A 15,668-nucleotide genomic window follows, 5' to 3' on the forward strand; every position below is an offset into this window, starting at 1 on the left:
AAAGCAGCTTTTAAGCTGCTTTTTTTGTATAAACGGTTTTTATCAGACTTTCCAGCGTTTCAGCTTTTAATAAACGCCACAAACTCAACCAACGGTAAAGGCTTGCTGTACAGGTAACCTTGGGCTAACTCGCAGTTTTCGTTTTCCAGAAAGGCGTGCTGCTCAGCGTTTTCAACGCCTTCAGCGACCACCTGACAATTCATATCCCGTGCAATAGAAATAATACTGCGGGTTAGATTACTGCTTGAGTCATCCGCTGAAATGTTAGCAATGAAGCTACGATCTATTTTTAAGGTATCGATGGGCAGACGGTTTAAGTAAGACAACGAAGAATAACCGGTCCCAAAATCATCCAGTGCGAGAGTAAACCCCTCCTCTCTCAGAGTCACCAGGGTACTAATATCAACATCAATCAACGCTGTTTCGGTGAGCTCAATTTCAAAGCGGTCAGCGGTTAAGTCAAATTCACTTAATACCCGACGAAGCGATTTAAGTAAGTCCTCATCGGCTAATTCACCCGCGGAGATATTCACCGCTAGTCGGAACGATGGTGGCACAAGCGGGCATATCCGGCTAAACGCATCACAGGCTTTTATCATAATGCAGTGAGTCAGACGGCTCATTAGCCCTGCCTGTTCAGCGAGAGGAATAAAGACATCCGGCGCAATCCGCTCATTATCGCCGGTAGTCCAGCGAGCCAGTACTTCTGCACCTGCCACTGCACCGCTGCTAAGGTTAATTTTGGGCTGTAAAAATACATCGAGCTGTCGGTTATCAATCGCTTCTCTGAGCATACTTTCCAGGGTCAGTGAAGAAAGTCGAGTTTCGGTCATGGACTCCTGATAAACCTTTACCGTGCCTTTGCCAATTCCTTTTGCCCAGTACAAAGCCGTATCTGCCTGTTGATAGAGTTCCGTAAGCGTTGTGGCAAAGGTCGGAAACAAGCTAACCCCAATACAACAATCAACATAAACCGGTACTGAAGAGTCAATATCGCAGGGATAGCTAACCTGCAGTCGCATCGCATTGGCCAGTTGCAACGCTTCCCTGGCGCTGCTGATGTTTTCACAAAAAACTGAAAACTCATCGCCACCTATGCGAAACAATTGTGCGCCCTCAAGGAGCACCTGAGATAGTCTGCGACCAACCTGCATAAGTAGTTTATCACCTTTAAAATGGCCCAGACTGTCATTTACCTGCTTAAAATTATCGAGGTCTATGAGCAACAGCGCAGCTTGCGAAAAGTCAGGGGTAACCTGACTGGTGTTTTCAGCCAGTAAACGCTGTAACGCCCGGCGGTTAGGCAAACCGGTCAAAACATCATGGTGGGCCATATGGCGCAGTTCCTCGCGTACATTAACCAATTCAGAAATATCGGTTAATGAAACCGTGTAATTGCAGACCTGCTGATCACGGTCCAACACTGCCACCAAAGTGAGCAACCCAAAATGAGCCTTGTCATTGAGGTGCCAGGAGACCTCAGCCGACCAGGACTCCGTTTGACTAAGCTGCGTCTGTATTTGTGAAAAATTGACAGGCATTGAGAATAAATCAAACAACCTTTTGTGGAGTAACTCGTCTGAGCCAGACGTTAAAAACAATTGTTCCAGCGCCGGATTTGTTGTCACCACCTGAAAGTCTACGTCCAGCACGGCCATTCCTTCCCGGCTGTGTTCAACAACCGTTCGGGCCTGCAACAATTGCTGCTCATTTTGCTCGATCTTACGCACGATATTTGCAGAACTCGACAATAACATTCGCCAATCGAGCAAAGGATCGGTAAGGGCTTTTTCCATGCGGTTTTTGTTAGTTAACATGAACAAAAACAAGTAGCTGCCAAAGGTACCGGCAATAATGGCTTTACCGCTTAAATTACCGATAATCAGACCGAACACCGCACTGGATCCCCCCATTGCCAATACCGGAAACAGCACGCCATCGATTAAAATGACACTGACAAAGCCCAGACTAAACGCCAGGCTAAACAGGAAGTGGTTAGTCAAAACTCTCTTTAAGCGGTCGAAAACAAACACCAGAAAATACAGTTCAGCAATTATCAGCAAGGCACCAAGAATAATTAGCGGGAGCGATAACTCAAATAGCCCGACCGGGACGTTGAGTGGGTTGAGCACTTCTGGCACGTTGAGCGTTTCGGCAACGCTGGCAAATAACAACACTTTAAAAATGGCGACCATGACCACCAGGCGCATGATGTTTTGCAATATAAACGGGTCGTTCTCTATAAATGCCATCATGATGCAAGCCATCATAAAGCCGCCATAAGCGATAGTTCCGCCGGATAAACTGATATCTCCGGGTAGCAGCACGGAGTAAACGGCGCCGAGGAATCCGCCCATGATAAGCACCAGACTGACATAGATATACAATGATACCCGTCGGGTTTGCGGATTTTTTTCAAATGTCAGGAACAACGGGAACAGGCAGTAAATACTAACCTGAACTAACAGCTGTGCAAGCATTCAGACGCCACATTATCTACTTAGCATGGCAAACAGAATACCAATGAACCAAAGCAAGCACCACAGAGGATTAATAAAGCCTAGACATGTTTCCCAATGGGATTGATTCAGCGCAATAGTGGAAGGAGATATTAGCCGCCCAGAGACAGAAACAGGCCTGGCGGCCTGTTTAGTTATCTAAAAAATAAATGGCTGAACGGATTGAGTAGCCGGGCTATCCCCGACGTAAAATGGAGCGGTTTATCCACAATGCTGAATACCAGACAGCCTTCTGCAGCGTTTGATGCGGGAGCATGCGTATGCTCACCGTTCAGGTAGATAAAATCACCTGAGTCATATTCGTTCATTCCGTCGGAAAACTCGCCATTGATGACCAGCGTCATCTCTGAGCCGCGATGGGTATGCTCAGGCACTGACCCCCCTTTTTCCATGTAAATGAAGTTAGCCACACCGTCGTAACCCATATCTACCGGCGCCTGCCAGAGCTTACCCACCAGCGAAGACCAATTACCTTTCTTCTGAATCAAACGATGCAGCGTTTTTGGTAGTTCGAAGATTTTACCGTCCAATTCAATCGATGTGCTCTGCGCGGCAACTCCTGATGATTTTCTAAGCGCCACATCAGGCGCTTCAGCCGCTGGCTGTTGCGTAATGTTGGCCAGCATCAGGTCAAACTGAGGATCGTAGCTTTCCACCGCGCTCTCAAGCTCCAGATGATCCATAGCGAACTCGGCCGTTTTATCATCAACCAGTTCCTGGCAGTATTTACACATATCGCAGTGGGCAGACACCATCAAAGCTTCCGCTGGTGCCAAAGTTCCCGTCACAAACTGCTCAATGAGATCCGGGGTTGGGTGGAACTTAATCATAATCGCTTAACATACCTTTGAGACGCTGCAACGCAAGCCGGGTTCTGGATTTAACCGTACCTAGAGGGATATCCAATTCGTCAGCAATTTCCTGCTGTGACTTCCCATCTATATAAATCGCCTCTAATACTACTTTTTGTTTCTCGGGCAAATCTTCAAACAAGTGTCCGATTTGCTCTAAGGTAACCTGATCGTCGAGCGCCTTTTCGTTTGCATCCGGCGTTTGCTCGCACAATACTGGCCACAAATCATCGGCGCAGATATCTTCTTTACGATTCTGAACCTTGCGCAGCATATCGAAGCGAATGTTTCTGGCAATAGTAAATATCCAGGTGGACGGGGAGCCTTTTTCGGAGTTGAAGAGATGCGCTTTTTGCCACACGTTTGACATGGTGTCCTGAACAAGCTCCATGGCCAACGCTTCATTCCCGAGCTGCTTGAGAGCATATGAACGAAGCCTGGGCGCGAAAAAACCGAATACTCTGGCGAAAGACGCCTTGCATCTGTCCTGAGCTACCTTCACAAGGTATTCAGACATTTCAACTTTACACTCTTTCGGTTCTACAGCGCTGTTTTCGTGTTCCAATGGTATTCCAACAAGCATAGTTTTCGGTCCGATTTGTTCCATATGTGTTAATGCATACGCAACAAAGTATGATCTGGATCAAAAGTTTTTATCGCACCAATTCATTAATGTAGCTTAGCACCTTATCGCAGTTTTGTTCGCTTAAAAATGCCTGCTTATTGGCCGCATCTACCGGCAGCAGTTCCAACCAGCGATAAATAACCCATAGCGGTTCAGAGAACTTAAGCTCCGGATAGAGCCTGGCAATCTCCGGGTATTTATCATAAATAATTTGCAGTTTATCACGCAGTGGCTCTATAACGCCCTCGTCAATTTCGGCCTTCCAATCAGTAATTCGCGCTACTGCCCCGGTTCGTAAACCATCGTCTTCCGTAGTAATAGAATCTACCCTTACGCAATACTGACCTTCAACCTTGATGCCCAACAGGCCGTCTTCAAGCAAGTCGAAGTCGATAATTTTACACACCGTGCCGATAGGAAAAATGTGTTCATTTTTACTCAGGTCGCCACGGGAATTAAGCATGCATAGCACAAAACATCCGTCACCGGCACAGGCTTCCTTAACCATCCGAACATAGCGAGGCTCGAATATCCGCAGCGCCATGTGGCCGCCCGGCAACAAATGAGCAGATAACGGAAACAAGGGCAAAACGACATCTTGCATAATATATATCTTTGTCAAAGTGGTTAACGGATTCACTGTCGAATACGGCATTGTTTCTGTTTTGGATCTTAAAAACGAGGGGAGATTGTTGCAGTGGCGAAAATAAATGTATCAATGATGATCTAAGCCTTCTCTCTGTCGGTATTATCAAGCATAAACCCCAGTTATTACGGATTTTTTTGCAGTGACATTTGAGGAACGCTTCAGACAGCTATACGCCGATCTTGCAAAGGTCGACATCGATGACCTTTCCCTGGTTTATCATCAGGACATTAAGTTTGTCGATCCGGTGACGACTCACCATGGTATTGAGGCGGTTAAAAACTACTTTGAAAACTTGTTGGAATCGGTCGACTCATGTCAATTCAACATTCATTGTTTGCTTAATGCAGAGACCACCGGGCAGCGCAGTTACAGTCATATCGTTGAGTGGACCATGTTACTGCAGTTAAATAACAAACCAAACACTATTTCGGTAGATGGCGTTTCGCTGCTTAAAGTTCGTGATGATAAAATCCACTACCACCGCGACTATTACGACCTCGGGGAAATGGTCTACGAGCATGTCCCCCTACTCAAGTCAGTCATCGGTTTTATTAAAAAGAAGCTCGACTCATGAAAACGATTCTAGTTACCGGCGCAACCTCCGGCATTGGTGAGGCTCTGGCAAAACACGCTGTTTCACGAGGTTACCAGGTCATCGCCTGTGGTCGCAATCAGGAAAAGCTCGACAAGCTTGCAAGACACCAGAATATTCAGTCACTGCGATTCGATGTCACCGACGAGCAAGCCACTCAGTCGGCGCTGGCCGAAGTGCGCTTTGACATTGCCGTGCTCAATGCCGGCACCTGTGAATATGTGGATCTACCGGTCTTTGAGCCGGACATGTTCAGACGGGTACTGGAAGTGAATTTTTTTGGCATCATTAACTGCGTGAGTGCTCTGTTGCCAAATTGTCAGGCCGGTAATCAACTGGTTATTATCGACTCTATGGCAAGATTATTGCCTTTCACCCGCAGTCAGGCGTACGGCGCCAGCAAGGCAGCCGTACATTATTTTACCCAAAGTATGAAAATTGACCTCAAATCGAAGGGAGTCATTGTTCAGTCGGTGTCGCCTGGTTTTGTCGAAACCCCACTAACTGACAAAAATGATTTTGAAATGCCAATGAAAATCACCGCCCAGGAGGCGGCTGAATCTTTGTTAAAAGGCATTATTAAACAACAGAGCAATATATACTTCCCAATGGGGTTCGGGCTTATACTAAGAACGTTGTTCCGCTTACCTGGCCGTCTCCAGGTGTGGCTTTCATCAAAATTACAATAAGGGATCTGGCGGATTTCTACATGAATAAAAATATTGCCATCATTGGCTCAGGGATTTCAGGATTAACCTGTGCCCACCTGCTGCATAAACAGCACAACATTACTTTATACGAAGCCAACGATTATATTGGTGGCCATACCGCAACCAAAGACATCAAGGTAGACGGGCGGTCCTTTGCTATTGATACCGGGTTTATTGTTTTTAACGACTGGACCTACCCCAATTTTATTAAATTGCTGACCAGGCTCGGTGTCGACTACCAGCCTACCGAAATGAGCTTTTCGGTGCGCCACGAAAGTACTAATATTGAATACAACGGGCACAATCTGAACACTCTGTTTGCACAACGTCGTAACTTGTTCAGACCAAGATTCTGGAAAATAGTTAAGGATATTGTGCGCTTTAATACCCTGTGTAAAGACACCATTGAGCAAGGGCAGGATACGAGTGCTCAAACGCTGTCGTCCTTCATCACAGAACATGGCTTCAGCGAAGAATTTAGTGAACATTACATCTACCCAATGTGTGCAGCCATCTGGTCTGCCAGTCTGGAGCAAACCAAGGCGTTTCCGCTGACCTTCTTTTTACAGTTTTTCAATAATCATGGCTTGCTCAACATTACTGATCGGCCGCAGTGGTACACTATCAAAGGCGGTTCCAGAGAATACGTAGCGCCATTGGTCAAGCCGTTCAGCGACCACATTCGACTAAATACCCCGGTAAAACGGGTGGAACATAGCAATGGTGGCGTCGCGGTTACCTCGGTGGCGGGTCAGACAGACCAGTATGATGAGGTCATATTTGCCTGCCACAGCGACCAGGCGCTGGCTATGCTGGCCTCACCCACCGACGATCAACAACGTATACTCAGTGCCATTGGCTATGCTGAAAACGATGTCGTACTGCACTACGACATCAGACAACTACCACAACGTAAGACGGCGTGGGCGAGCTGGAACTATCGTTTAACCGGCGACCCGCAGGAGCAACAACGCCCAGCAGCAGTAACCTATGATATGAATATTCTGCAACGGCTGAATGCCGATGAAACATTTTGTGTAAGCCTCAATACCAAGGGGATACAAGCAGACAAAGTGCTGGGCACTTACCGCTATGCACATCCTCAGTTCAGCCCAACAATGGTTAGCGCTCAACAGCAACGGAAGACCATTTGCGGTGTCGATGGTGTACACTTCTGTGGCGCTTACTGGTACAACGGTTTCCACGAAGACGGTGTGCGCTCTGCACTGGATGTTTGTGAGCGATTTGGAGCCAGCCTATAATGGAAAGCGCGATCTGCACCGGAGTAGTAGCCCACGAGCGGTTTAAACCCACTCAGCACGCCTTTGAGTATGGCATTGCGATGATGTGGCTCAATCTTGATGAGGTTAATCAACTGGCGCATACCGTAAAGGGCTTTTCAAACACCGGAAAAGCCGCTTTCGAGTTTCGTCGCAGCGATTACCTTGGCGACCCGGCACTACCTCTTAAACAAGCGGTGATTGCCAGAATGAACACGCTCAATGAATCCCACATGCCTCTTTCGGGTGATATTTTCCTGCTCGGCCAGGCCCGGCACTATGGACTGTACTTCAGCCCGGTCAATTTTTACTTTTTACGTAATAAAGTGTCCGGGCAGTTTACCCATATGCTTGCTGAAGTTAGCAATACGCCCTGGAATGAAAGACATCATTACCTGGTTGATTTAAACAAGCAGGAAAATACCCCCAAAGCTTTTCACGTATCGCCTTTCAACCCCGTGGATATGGTGTATAAATGGCACATCCAGCAACCGTCTGATGTCTTCTCCGTGGGCCTGAGTTGTTATAAAGAAAACAAACACTTCACCGCGATAATGCATTTAAAGCAAAAACCTTTAAACTCAAATACAGTTAGAAACGTAATTAAATCAATACCGAATATGGCACTAAGAACTGTCATCGGAATTTACTGGCAGGCGGTCAAATTATGGATAAAACGCACGCCGGTGTATCCACATCCGATAAATAGTCAGGAATAACTCATGGCAAATAGTGAAACTGCGCTTGTTGCGCCCCTTACGTTTTCTTATACCGAGCGATACAGTCGCCAAATTTTTATCAGTCTGATGCAATCTCTGCCCGAAGGGCATCTGGTAATTAAAGAAAATGGCCAACTGGTAGCTCATTGTGGTAACCCTGCAAGCGATCTGCACGCTGAAGTCGATATGCATTGTCCAACAGTTTACAAAAAATTGTTGCTTGGCGGCAGTGTGGCCTCAGGGGAAACTTACACCGAAGGATTGTGGACCAGCCCGGAGCTGACCAATGTTATCCGTATTTTTGCCCGCAATCTGTCCACGCTGGATCGCTGGGAGTCTCGCTTTAAGTGGCTCAGTTTCCCGTTTGATAAATTGCAGCACTTTATGCGCCGCAACACGCACGACCAGGCCAAGAAAAACATTGCCGCCCACTACGATTTAGGCAATACCCTGTACACACACTTTCTTGATGAAAGTATGATGTATTCTTCCGCAATTTATCCAGATGTGAATGCGTCACTGGCCGATGCTCAGTTTCACAAACTCCACACTATCTGCAAAAAATTACGTCTCACCGCCGATGACCATCTCATTGAGATTGGCACTGGCTGGGGAGGCCTTGCAATCCATGCTGCCAAACATTTTGGCTGTAAGGTGACCACCACGACTATTTCTGAAGAGCAATTTGCATACGCCAATGAGTGGGTAAAACGAGAAGGCCTTGAAGACAAAATAACCCTGCTGAAAAAAGACTACCGGTTGCTGGAAGGGACCTACACCAAACTGGTTTCTATCGAAATGATTGAAGCGGTGGGTAAGCCATACCTTAATCAGTTCTTCAGTAAATGTGCGAGCCTGCTGACAACCAATGGTTTGATGCTGCTGCAGTCAATTACTATCGATGACCGCCGTTACGACAGTTATCATAAAGGCGTCGATTTTATTCAAAAGCACATTTTCCCTGGCGGCTTTCTGCCCTCACAGTTAGTGCTTAATCAGCATATTAAGCAGGCCAGCGATCTGTCAATTCGCGATATGCAGGATATTGGCCTAGACTATGCCCGCACCCTCAGAGATTGGTTTGACGCCTTTGTTGCAGCGAAAGAAAAGCTGGCACTACACGGTTATGATGAGCGCTTTGCCAGAATGTGGGAATATTACCTTAAATATTGCGAGGGCGGCTTCTTAGAGCGTTCCATCAGCACTGTACAGTTAGTGCTGAGCAAACCGCGTTATGTGGATGAGCTTACCCGTTAATGGGGTAAGCGCCTGCGTCTGGCCTGATTACTGGCCTTCCTCCAGCACCGAAATAGGTTTTGAGCGAATTGGCTCACCCTGATTAATGTTAATTTCTACCCGCCGATTGCTCGCCAGTTCTTCCGGCGTTTGCGGGTCCTCAATCAGGGGCTCGTTAGACGCTTTGCCAACCACCGACATCCGTGCTTCATCAAAGCCCGGCGCAGAACGTAGAGCCTCAGCTACCGCTACTGCCCGCTGTGCGGACAAATCCCAGTTAGAACTATACAGTTCATTGGAAATTTGTTGCTTATCACTGTGACCAGACACTTCTATCTGGCCCGGCATATCTGCCAGGATTTCACCTATCTTACGAATAACCGGGCGAAACTGAGGCTGTAAAAATGCCGATCCAGCAGAAAATGAGCCATTCTCACGGATCCGAATGGTGATCTGCTGGCCAAGGGATTCCATTTCAATGGAGCCATCAAGAATTTGTTTCTGCAACTGCTGCGCGACTTTCTTCATCATCTCAGCCACCTGTTCCTGATTAGCCGCCTGCTGGGTAGAAGCCGACTGCTCGGTTGAGGTTTGTTGAGATTGCCCACCACGCTGGGTACCACGCTGTTTCTGGCGACCACCGGCCGAGTCTTCGTCACCGGCCTGAAATTCCAGCATTTGCTGGGTCATATCGATGGTTTGCTGCTGAATGGTATCAATCGGGGTTGGGTCGGGGCGGCCCGGGCGAAACTCCATGGCTATCACGCTTGTTCCTTTCGGAATGTCTTTCACTTCAATTTTGTTTTGCACGCCAAAGGCAAACTTCATGGAGCCGGCGATCTGCTTAAATTTAAGCACGTCCATTTCGGAGAAAGCCAACAGCAGTACGAAAAAGCACATCAGCAACGACATCAGATCCGCAAAGGTTCCCATCCACGCAGGGAGACCTTCGGGGGGGCATTTGGGGCACTCTTCTTCCTGCGCCATACTCGTTACTCTTCTTCCGCCACACCACGCTTACTGGCGGCGAGATAGTTTTTCAGGATCCCTTCAATGACCCGCGGGTTCTGACCATCGGCAATACCGACAATCCCGTCGAGAATCAATGACTGGTTGAGTTTTTCCTCATTCAGGCGATTGCTCAATTTAGCAGCAATAGGCAAACAGATAACGTTAGCCAGAAAGGCCCCGTACAAAGTGGTTAACAAAGCCACCGCCATAGCAGGACCGATGGCTTTGGGGTCATCCATATTTGATAGCATGGCCACCAGACCGATGAGCGTACCAATCATACCCATTGCCGGCGCGACGTCACCGAGGCCTTTAAAAATAGAAACACCAAACTCGTGGCGTTCGGTTGTCATGGAGATGTCTTTTGCCAGGGTTTCCCGCACCACGTCAATATCGTGACCATCCACCAGCATATCCACCCCTTTCTGCATAAAAGGATTAGCAATTTCAGCTTCTTCGAGTGCCAGAAAGCCCCCTTTACGGGCCGCATCCGCCATCTCTACTACTTTTTCGATGAGATCCTCAGGCGTGTCAATTTTAAACATGAACGCCTTACCGGCGATTTTACCTGCACCAAAAAACTGGCCAAGCGTGAACTGCGACATAACAACGAAAAGACTACCGCAAAATACGATCAGGACCGAAGGAACGTCGACAAACATGCTGAGATCCCCACCGAGGATCATGGCCATTACAATAAAGCCAATGCCGCCTAACATTCCAACCAGGGTTGCTAAATCCACTTATTTCCCTCACTTCATCACTTATTCAGGGCGAAACTGAACACATGGTGTTAAATATAGCTGCGAATTTTTCACAATGCAGTGCTGAGTCTGACAACGTCATTCATACCAGCGAAGTTGTTATCATATTGAGTTGGCAAAGATTACTAACCATTACCCGACATCCTAGCACTCAATACACTGTAGTCATTCTATCGGCAGTTATTTTTTTTTCTACACTGATATCGTTATAGATTTTATAACCGGTTATCAAAAATCACTGCATTACACTGCCAGACAGCGCAAAACCTCGTTCACAGCGGCTAAACTATTTGACCCTCGCCCAGGCCTCGGTTAATGTGCCTTCACTACGCAAAATGAGACCAGAAGAGGGATCCGTGAGCGATAAAGCCACTCCAGCCAGTCCGTCATTTGAACAAACCATCAGCGAACTGGAAACCATTGTCAATGAAATGGAACAGGGCGATCTGCCTCTCCATGAAGCACTGAAAAAATTTGAACGCGGAATCGAGTTATCCCGCCTGAGCCAGAAAACCCTGGTAGAAGCTGAGCAAAAAGTCAGAATACTTACCGAACAAAACGGCGAAGCAACATTACAGGACTTCGCGGCAGATAACGAGGACTAACATGCAACTTGCTTCATTGCATCAGCACATCAAGCAACGCCTTGATGCCAGCTTGCAAGACCTCATCAATGATTTGCCGGATACCGCACCGCGCCTTAAAGAGTCCATGCTTTATGCCTTAACCAACGGCGGCAAACGGATGCGTCCGTTACTGGTTCATCTGGTGGGTAATATGCTTGACATTCCGGACAACGATCAGCGGGCTATCAGTATGGCCATCGAATGTATTCATGCCTACTCCCTGGTTCACGACGATCTGCCTGCAATGGATGATGACGAACTTCGCCGGGGTAATCCAACCTGCCATGTCGCATTTGACGAAGCTACCGCCATCCTCGCCGGTGACGCATTACAAACCCTGGCCTTCAGTATTGTTGCCGAACAGCCTATGAGCGCGTTTGCCAACCATCGCCGCGCGCAACTGGTTGCTGCACTGGCTCGCGCTGCCGGCTATTCAGGAATGTGTGGCGGCCAGGCAATTGATTTAGCCGCCACCGGCAAACAAATCTCACTGGTTGAACTACAACGTCTGCATCAGCTAAAAACCGGTGCGTTACTCACGGCCTGTGTGGAGATGGTATGCCTGGTAACTGAACAACTTGATAGTAACCACCAACAATTGCTTTGCCGCTTCGCCAATCGTATTGGCCTGGCATTTCAGGTGCAGGATGACATCCTGGACGTTACGGCCAGTACCGAGACGCTGGGAAAACCAAAGGGTTCAGATGAAGCCCAGGGTAAAAATACGTTTCCTTCTCTGCTGGGCGTGGACGGTGCGCGTCAGGAGTTGGCAAAATTACATCAAGAGGCGCTTCAAGCCTTGGACGGTTTGCCCTACAATACCGATTACTTAGTTGCATTTACCGATTTAATGGTGAGTCGCAGTCATTGACAGCGCGGCACACCCGCATAACGTATCAGAATAATAAATAATGACTCTAGATTTAGCGCACTATCCTACTCTTGCTCTGGCCCGTTCTCCCGAAGCGTTACGCGAGCTTCCTCAGGACAAATTGCGGGCCCTGGCTGACGAACTTCGCCAGTACCTGCTTACCTGTGTCAGCCAGAGCAGTGGTCATTTTGCCTCCGGTCTTGGCACCGTTGAGCTTACCGTGGCGCTGCATTATATCTACAACACGCCGTTTGATAGGCTGATCTGGGATGTGGGACACCAGGCATACCCGCATAAAATACTCACCGGCCGCGCCGAACAAATGTCGACTATCCGTCAAAAAGACGGGTTACACCCTTTCCCATGGCCACCGGAAAGTGAATTCGACACTTTCGCGGTGGGCCATTCCTCCACGTCAATCAGTGCGGCACTGGGCATGGCTATTGCGGCCGACAAAGAGCAACAAGGCCGTAAGGTTGTAGCCGTTATTGGCGACGGTGCAATGACCGCCGGTATGGCCTTTGAGGCCATGAACCACGCCGGCGATATCAGCAAAGATTTAGTCGTGGTACTGAACGATAATGAAATGTCGATTTCCGAGAATGTCGGGGCATTGAATAGCCACCTGGCTCGTTTGTTAACCGGCAACCTGTTTAACAGTATTCGCGATGGTGGTAAAAAACTGCTGAGTAATGTACCACCTATCAAAGAGTTTGCCAGCCGCGCCGAAGAGCATCTTAAAGGCATGGTAGTACCGGGTACCATTTTTGAAGAACTGGGCTTTAATTACATTGGCCCTATCGATGGCCATGATATCAACGGTGTGGTCGACACCTTACGTAATATGCGTAAATTCAAGGGCCCGCAGTTGCTGCATGTAGTAACCCGCAAAGGTAAAGGGTACCCCGAGGCTGAAAAAGACCCGATTAAATTCCATGCCGTGCCGAAGTTTAATCCGGCTGACCAGACCCTGCCAAAAGCCAAGGCTTCCAAGCCCACTTTTTCAGCTATCTTTGGCAACTGGTTGTGCGATATGGCTAAGCAGGATCCCAGACTGATGGCCATTACACCGGCAATGCGTGAAGGCTCGGGTATGGTTGCCTTTTCCCAGCAGTTTCCACAGCAGTATTTCGATGTAGCGATTGCCGAGCAACACGCGGTAACCTTAGCCGCAGGGATGGCCAAAGATGGCCTGAACGCGGTAGTCGCCATCTACTCAACATTTTTACAGCGTGCTTATGACCAGCTCATTCACGACGTAGCCTTACAGAATCTGCCGGTGTTATTTGCCATCGACCGGGCGGGTATTGTTGGCGCGGACGGCCCAACTCACCAAGGCGCCTTCGATATCGCTTTCCTGCGCTGTATTCCAAATATGATTGTCATGACCCCGTCGGATGAAAACGAGTGTCGTCAGATGCTTTATACCGGTCATATGGCCAATGCCCCGGCGGCGGTGAGATACCCGCGCGGAGCCGGCAAAGGCATTACTCCGGATGAAACCATGGCAGCACTGCCGCTTGGCGAAAGCCGGACACTACGAACCGGTAAAAAGGTAGCGCTGTTAAACTTTGGTACGTTACTGCCGTTTGCCGAAGCTGCAGCTGAAGCACTGGATGCCACACTGGTGGATATGCGTTTTGTGAAACCCCTGGACACCAACGTGCTTAACGCCCTGAAAGCCGATCATGAATGCTTCGTCACACTGGAAGATGGCTGCATTATGGGTGGTGCAGGCAGCGCGGTAAGCGAATACGTAATGCAAAACCGGTTAAAAACCGATGTGCTGACCCTTGGCCTGCCTGATAGCTTTATTCTGCAAGGAACCCAGGAAGAAATGTACGCCGAACTCGGACTGGATAGCGCGGGTATTATAAGCAAAGTTAACGCTTACCTGGCTTGATCGCCTGTCAGGTACCTGTTTTAGGTGCCTGATCTCTGCAAACCTGCACCAGTCATTCGCTATACCTGCTTATACTGAACAGAAATGGCGGACGAGGTTACATTTACTCACTAAATAGTCTCGCTCAACCTGATTGGTACTCATATCAATAGCCTGTTGATAGGCGCTAATGGCTTCATTGTATTTGCCCAGTCGTTGAGCTAATTCGGCTTTGGCGGCGAAAAATGGCTGATACTGTGTGAGTGCCATTTCAAGTTCGAGGAGTTGTTCGTAAGCCTCTTTAGTGTTTCCGCTAAATGCTAGCGCTACACATTTATTTAAAGATGTTACCGGCCCGGGTTGTACCTTGCATAAAAGTTGGTAAAGCGCATGAATCTGTTGCCAGTCGGTTTGTTCCCATGTTAGAGACTGCGCGTGCAAACCGGAGATAGCAGCCTGCAACTGGTACGGTCCGACCGCACCTTGCTTAAGGTTATACGATAATAGCGTATGCGCCTGATGTATCTGTTCCGTATTCCACAGGGACCTGTCCTGCTCACTTAATGCAATGAATGCTAACTGTTGGCCTTGCCGCGCCGAACTACGGGCGTCATGGAATAACATCAAAGCCAAAAGCCCTCCGGCTTCCGGATCTAAGGTCGCGCTGTAAAGTATTTTCGCCAAACGCATTGATTCATCGAACATATCTTCTCTTATTAGACGACAGCCAGCCGATGCCGTATGAGATTCGTTGAACATCAGATAAATAACTTCCAGTACGCCTGGCAGTCTTTCTGTTATCTGTTGCTCACTAGGGATGACAAAAGGGATACCTGCGCGGGCAATTTTACGTTTTGCACGGGTTATTCGTTGTAGCACGGTTGACTCAGACGTGAGAAATGCTCTGGCAATCTCATTCGCAGATAAGCCACCAAACAGCTTTAAGGTTAACGCGATCCTTGATTCACGCGCAATGGCCGGATGACAACAAGTGAAAATGAGTTTTAGCTGTAAGTCGTTGAGTTTATGACTATCAATTTCAACTTCTTCGTCAGATTCGGCAATTTCAATAATCGACTGGCCATAGGGATGTTTGTGCTGATACTCATAGCTACGCAGGCGGTCTATGAGTCGTCGCTTGGTAACGGTAATCAACCAGGCTGTGAGGTTATCAGGTTGCTGATCAGCAGGCCATTGCTGTAAGGCTTGCAAACAGGCATCCTGCAATGCATCTTCAATCAAATCCAGATCAGTGGTAAAACACAACATGGCCGCAACAATGCGGCCATGCTCACCTCGCAATACGCGGTCAATCGTTTTACTTATCACCGCT

At 48.1% G+C, this 15,668-nt stretch carries 15 protein-coding genes; 8 read left to right on the forward strand and 7 right to left on the reverse strand.

The genetic code is table 11. The features are described 5' to 3' along the window. Window positions 1–59: 59 nt before the first annotated feature. From AC2T0J_RS23380 to AC2T0J_RS23395, 4 genes are all read right to left on the reverse strand, one after another. Window positions 60–2,480 carry a putative bifunctional diguanylate cyclase/phosphodiesterase gene (locus AC2T0J_RS23380; RefSeq protein ID WP_489808099.1) on the reverse strand — a complete coding sequence of 807 codons (2,421 nt, stop codon included), beginning with the start codon at window positions 2,478–2,480 and terminating at the stop codon, window positions 60–62. A 173-nt stretch (window positions 2,481–2,653) separates the two neighbouring features. Then, complete coding sequence (locus AC2T0J_RS23385) at window positions 2,654–3,349, reverse strand: ChrR family anti-sigma-E factor (protein WP_489808100.1); 696 nt, start codon at window positions 3,347–3,349, stop codon at window positions 2,654–2,656. Then, window positions 3,342–3,953 (reverse strand): sigma-70 family RNA polymerase sigma factor, encoded by a 612-nt coding sequence (locus tag AC2T0J_RS23390; RefSeq protein WP_489810401.1) that lies wholly within the window; start codon window positions 3,951–3,953, stop codon window positions 3,342–3,344. Before AC2T0J_RS23390 ends, AC2T0J_RS23385 begins: the two co-directional genes overlap by 8 nt. 70 nt (window positions 3,954–4,023) lie before the next feature. After that, a complete protein-coding gene (locus AC2T0J_RS23395) occupies window positions 4,024–4,599 on the reverse strand; it encodes an LON peptidase substrate-binding domain-containing protein (protein WP_489808101.1) in 576 nt (191 codons plus the stop codon). Between the two features lie 184 nt (window positions 4,600–4,783). Between AC2T0J_RS23395 and AC2T0J_RS23400 the strand changes: the two genes are divergently transcribed. Genes AC2T0J_RS23400 through AC2T0J_RS23420 form a run of 5 tightly spaced genes read left to right on the forward strand, consistent with a single transcriptional unit; the run spans window position 4,784 to window position 9,202 of the window. Next, window positions 4,784–5,218 (forward strand): nuclear transport factor 2 family protein, encoded by a 435-nt coding sequence (locus AC2T0J_RS23400; RefSeq protein WP_489808102.1) that lies wholly within the window; start codon window positions 4,784–4,786, stop codon window positions 5,216–5,218. Continuing rightward, the gene (locus AC2T0J_RS23405; protein ID WP_489808103.1) at window positions 5,215–5,925 is read left to right on the forward strand and encodes an SDR family NAD(P)-dependent oxidoreductase; all 711 of its coding nucleotides are present in this window, start codon (window positions 5,215–5,217) and stop codon (window positions 5,923–5,925) included. Before AC2T0J_RS23400 ends, AC2T0J_RS23405 begins: the two co-directional genes overlap by 4 nt. A 20-nt stretch (window positions 5,926–5,945) precedes the next feature. Then, entirely contained in the window at window positions 5,946–7,208 is a 1,263-nt protein-coding gene (locus tag AC2T0J_RS23410) for an NAD(P)/FAD-dependent oxidoreductase (protein ID WP_489808104.1), read from the forward strand. Continuing rightward, complete coding sequence (locus AC2T0J_RS23415; RefSeq protein ID WP_489808105.1) at window positions 7,208–7,945, forward strand: DUF1365 domain-containing protein; 738 nt, start codon at window positions 7,208–7,210, stop codon at window positions 7,943–7,945. Before AC2T0J_RS23410 ends, AC2T0J_RS23415 begins: the two co-directional genes overlap by 1 nt. 3 nt (window positions 7,946–7,948) lie before the next feature. Further along, entirely contained in the window at window positions 7,949–9,202 is a 1,254-nt protein-coding gene (locus AC2T0J_RS23420; RefSeq protein ID WP_489808106.1) for a class I SAM-dependent methyltransferase, read from the forward strand. A 27-nt stretch (window positions 9,203–9,229) separates the two neighbouring features. Here the strand turns inward: AC2T0J_RS23420 and AC2T0J_RS23425 are convergent, their stop codons facing one another. Both AC2T0J_RS23425 and pomA read right to left on the reverse strand, forming a co-directional pair. Beyond that, a complete protein-coding gene (locus AC2T0J_RS23425) occupies window positions 9,230–10,168 on the reverse strand; it encodes a flagellar motor protein MotB (RefSeq protein ID WP_489808107.1) in 939 nt (312 codons plus the stop codon). Window positions 10,169–10,173: 5 nt separating this feature from the next. Continuing rightward, window positions 10,174–10,935, reverse strand: a complete 762-nt coding sequence (gene pomA, locus AC2T0J_RS23430; protein ID WP_489808108.1) for a flagellar motor protein PomA — start codon at window positions 10,933–10,935, stop codon at window positions 10,174–10,176. Between the two features lie 377 nt (window positions 10,936–11,312). On the opposite strand from pomA, the gene xseB reads away from it, so the two are divergent. The 3 genes from xseB to dxs are packed head-to-tail and all read left to right on the forward strand — an operon-like array spanning window position 11,313 to window position 14,356. Next, on the forward strand, window positions 11,313–11,561 hold the full coding sequence (gene xseB / locus AC2T0J_RS23435) for an exodeoxyribonuclease VII small subunit (protein ID WP_489808109.1): 249 nt from the start codon (window positions 11,313–11,315) through the stop codon (window positions 11,559–11,561). 1 nt (window position 11,562) lies between these two features. Further along, window positions 11,563–12,453 (forward strand): (2E,6E)-farnesyl diphosphate synthase, encoded by an 891-nt coding sequence (ispA, locus tag AC2T0J_RS23440; RefSeq protein WP_489808110.1) that lies wholly within the window; start codon window positions 11,563–11,565, stop codon window positions 12,451–12,453. 40 nt (window positions 12,454–12,493) lie between these two features. Continuing rightward, a complete protein-coding gene (dxs, locus tag AC2T0J_RS23445; RefSeq protein WP_489808111.1) occupies window positions 12,494–14,356 on the forward strand; it encodes a 1-deoxy-D-xylulose-5-phosphate synthase in 1,863 nt (620 codons plus the stop codon). Between the two features lie 69 nt (window positions 14,357–14,425). On the opposite strand, the gene AC2T0J_RS23450 is transcribed toward dxs, so the two are convergent. Then, entirely contained in the window at window positions 14,426–15,664 is a 1,239-nt protein-coding gene (locus AC2T0J_RS23450; RefSeq protein WP_489808112.1) for an RNA polymerase sigma factor, read from the reverse strand. Window positions 15,665–15,668 lie beyond the last annotated feature (4 nt).

The sequence above is a fragment of the Alteromonas sp. ISO5 genome (assembly GCF_058105165.1).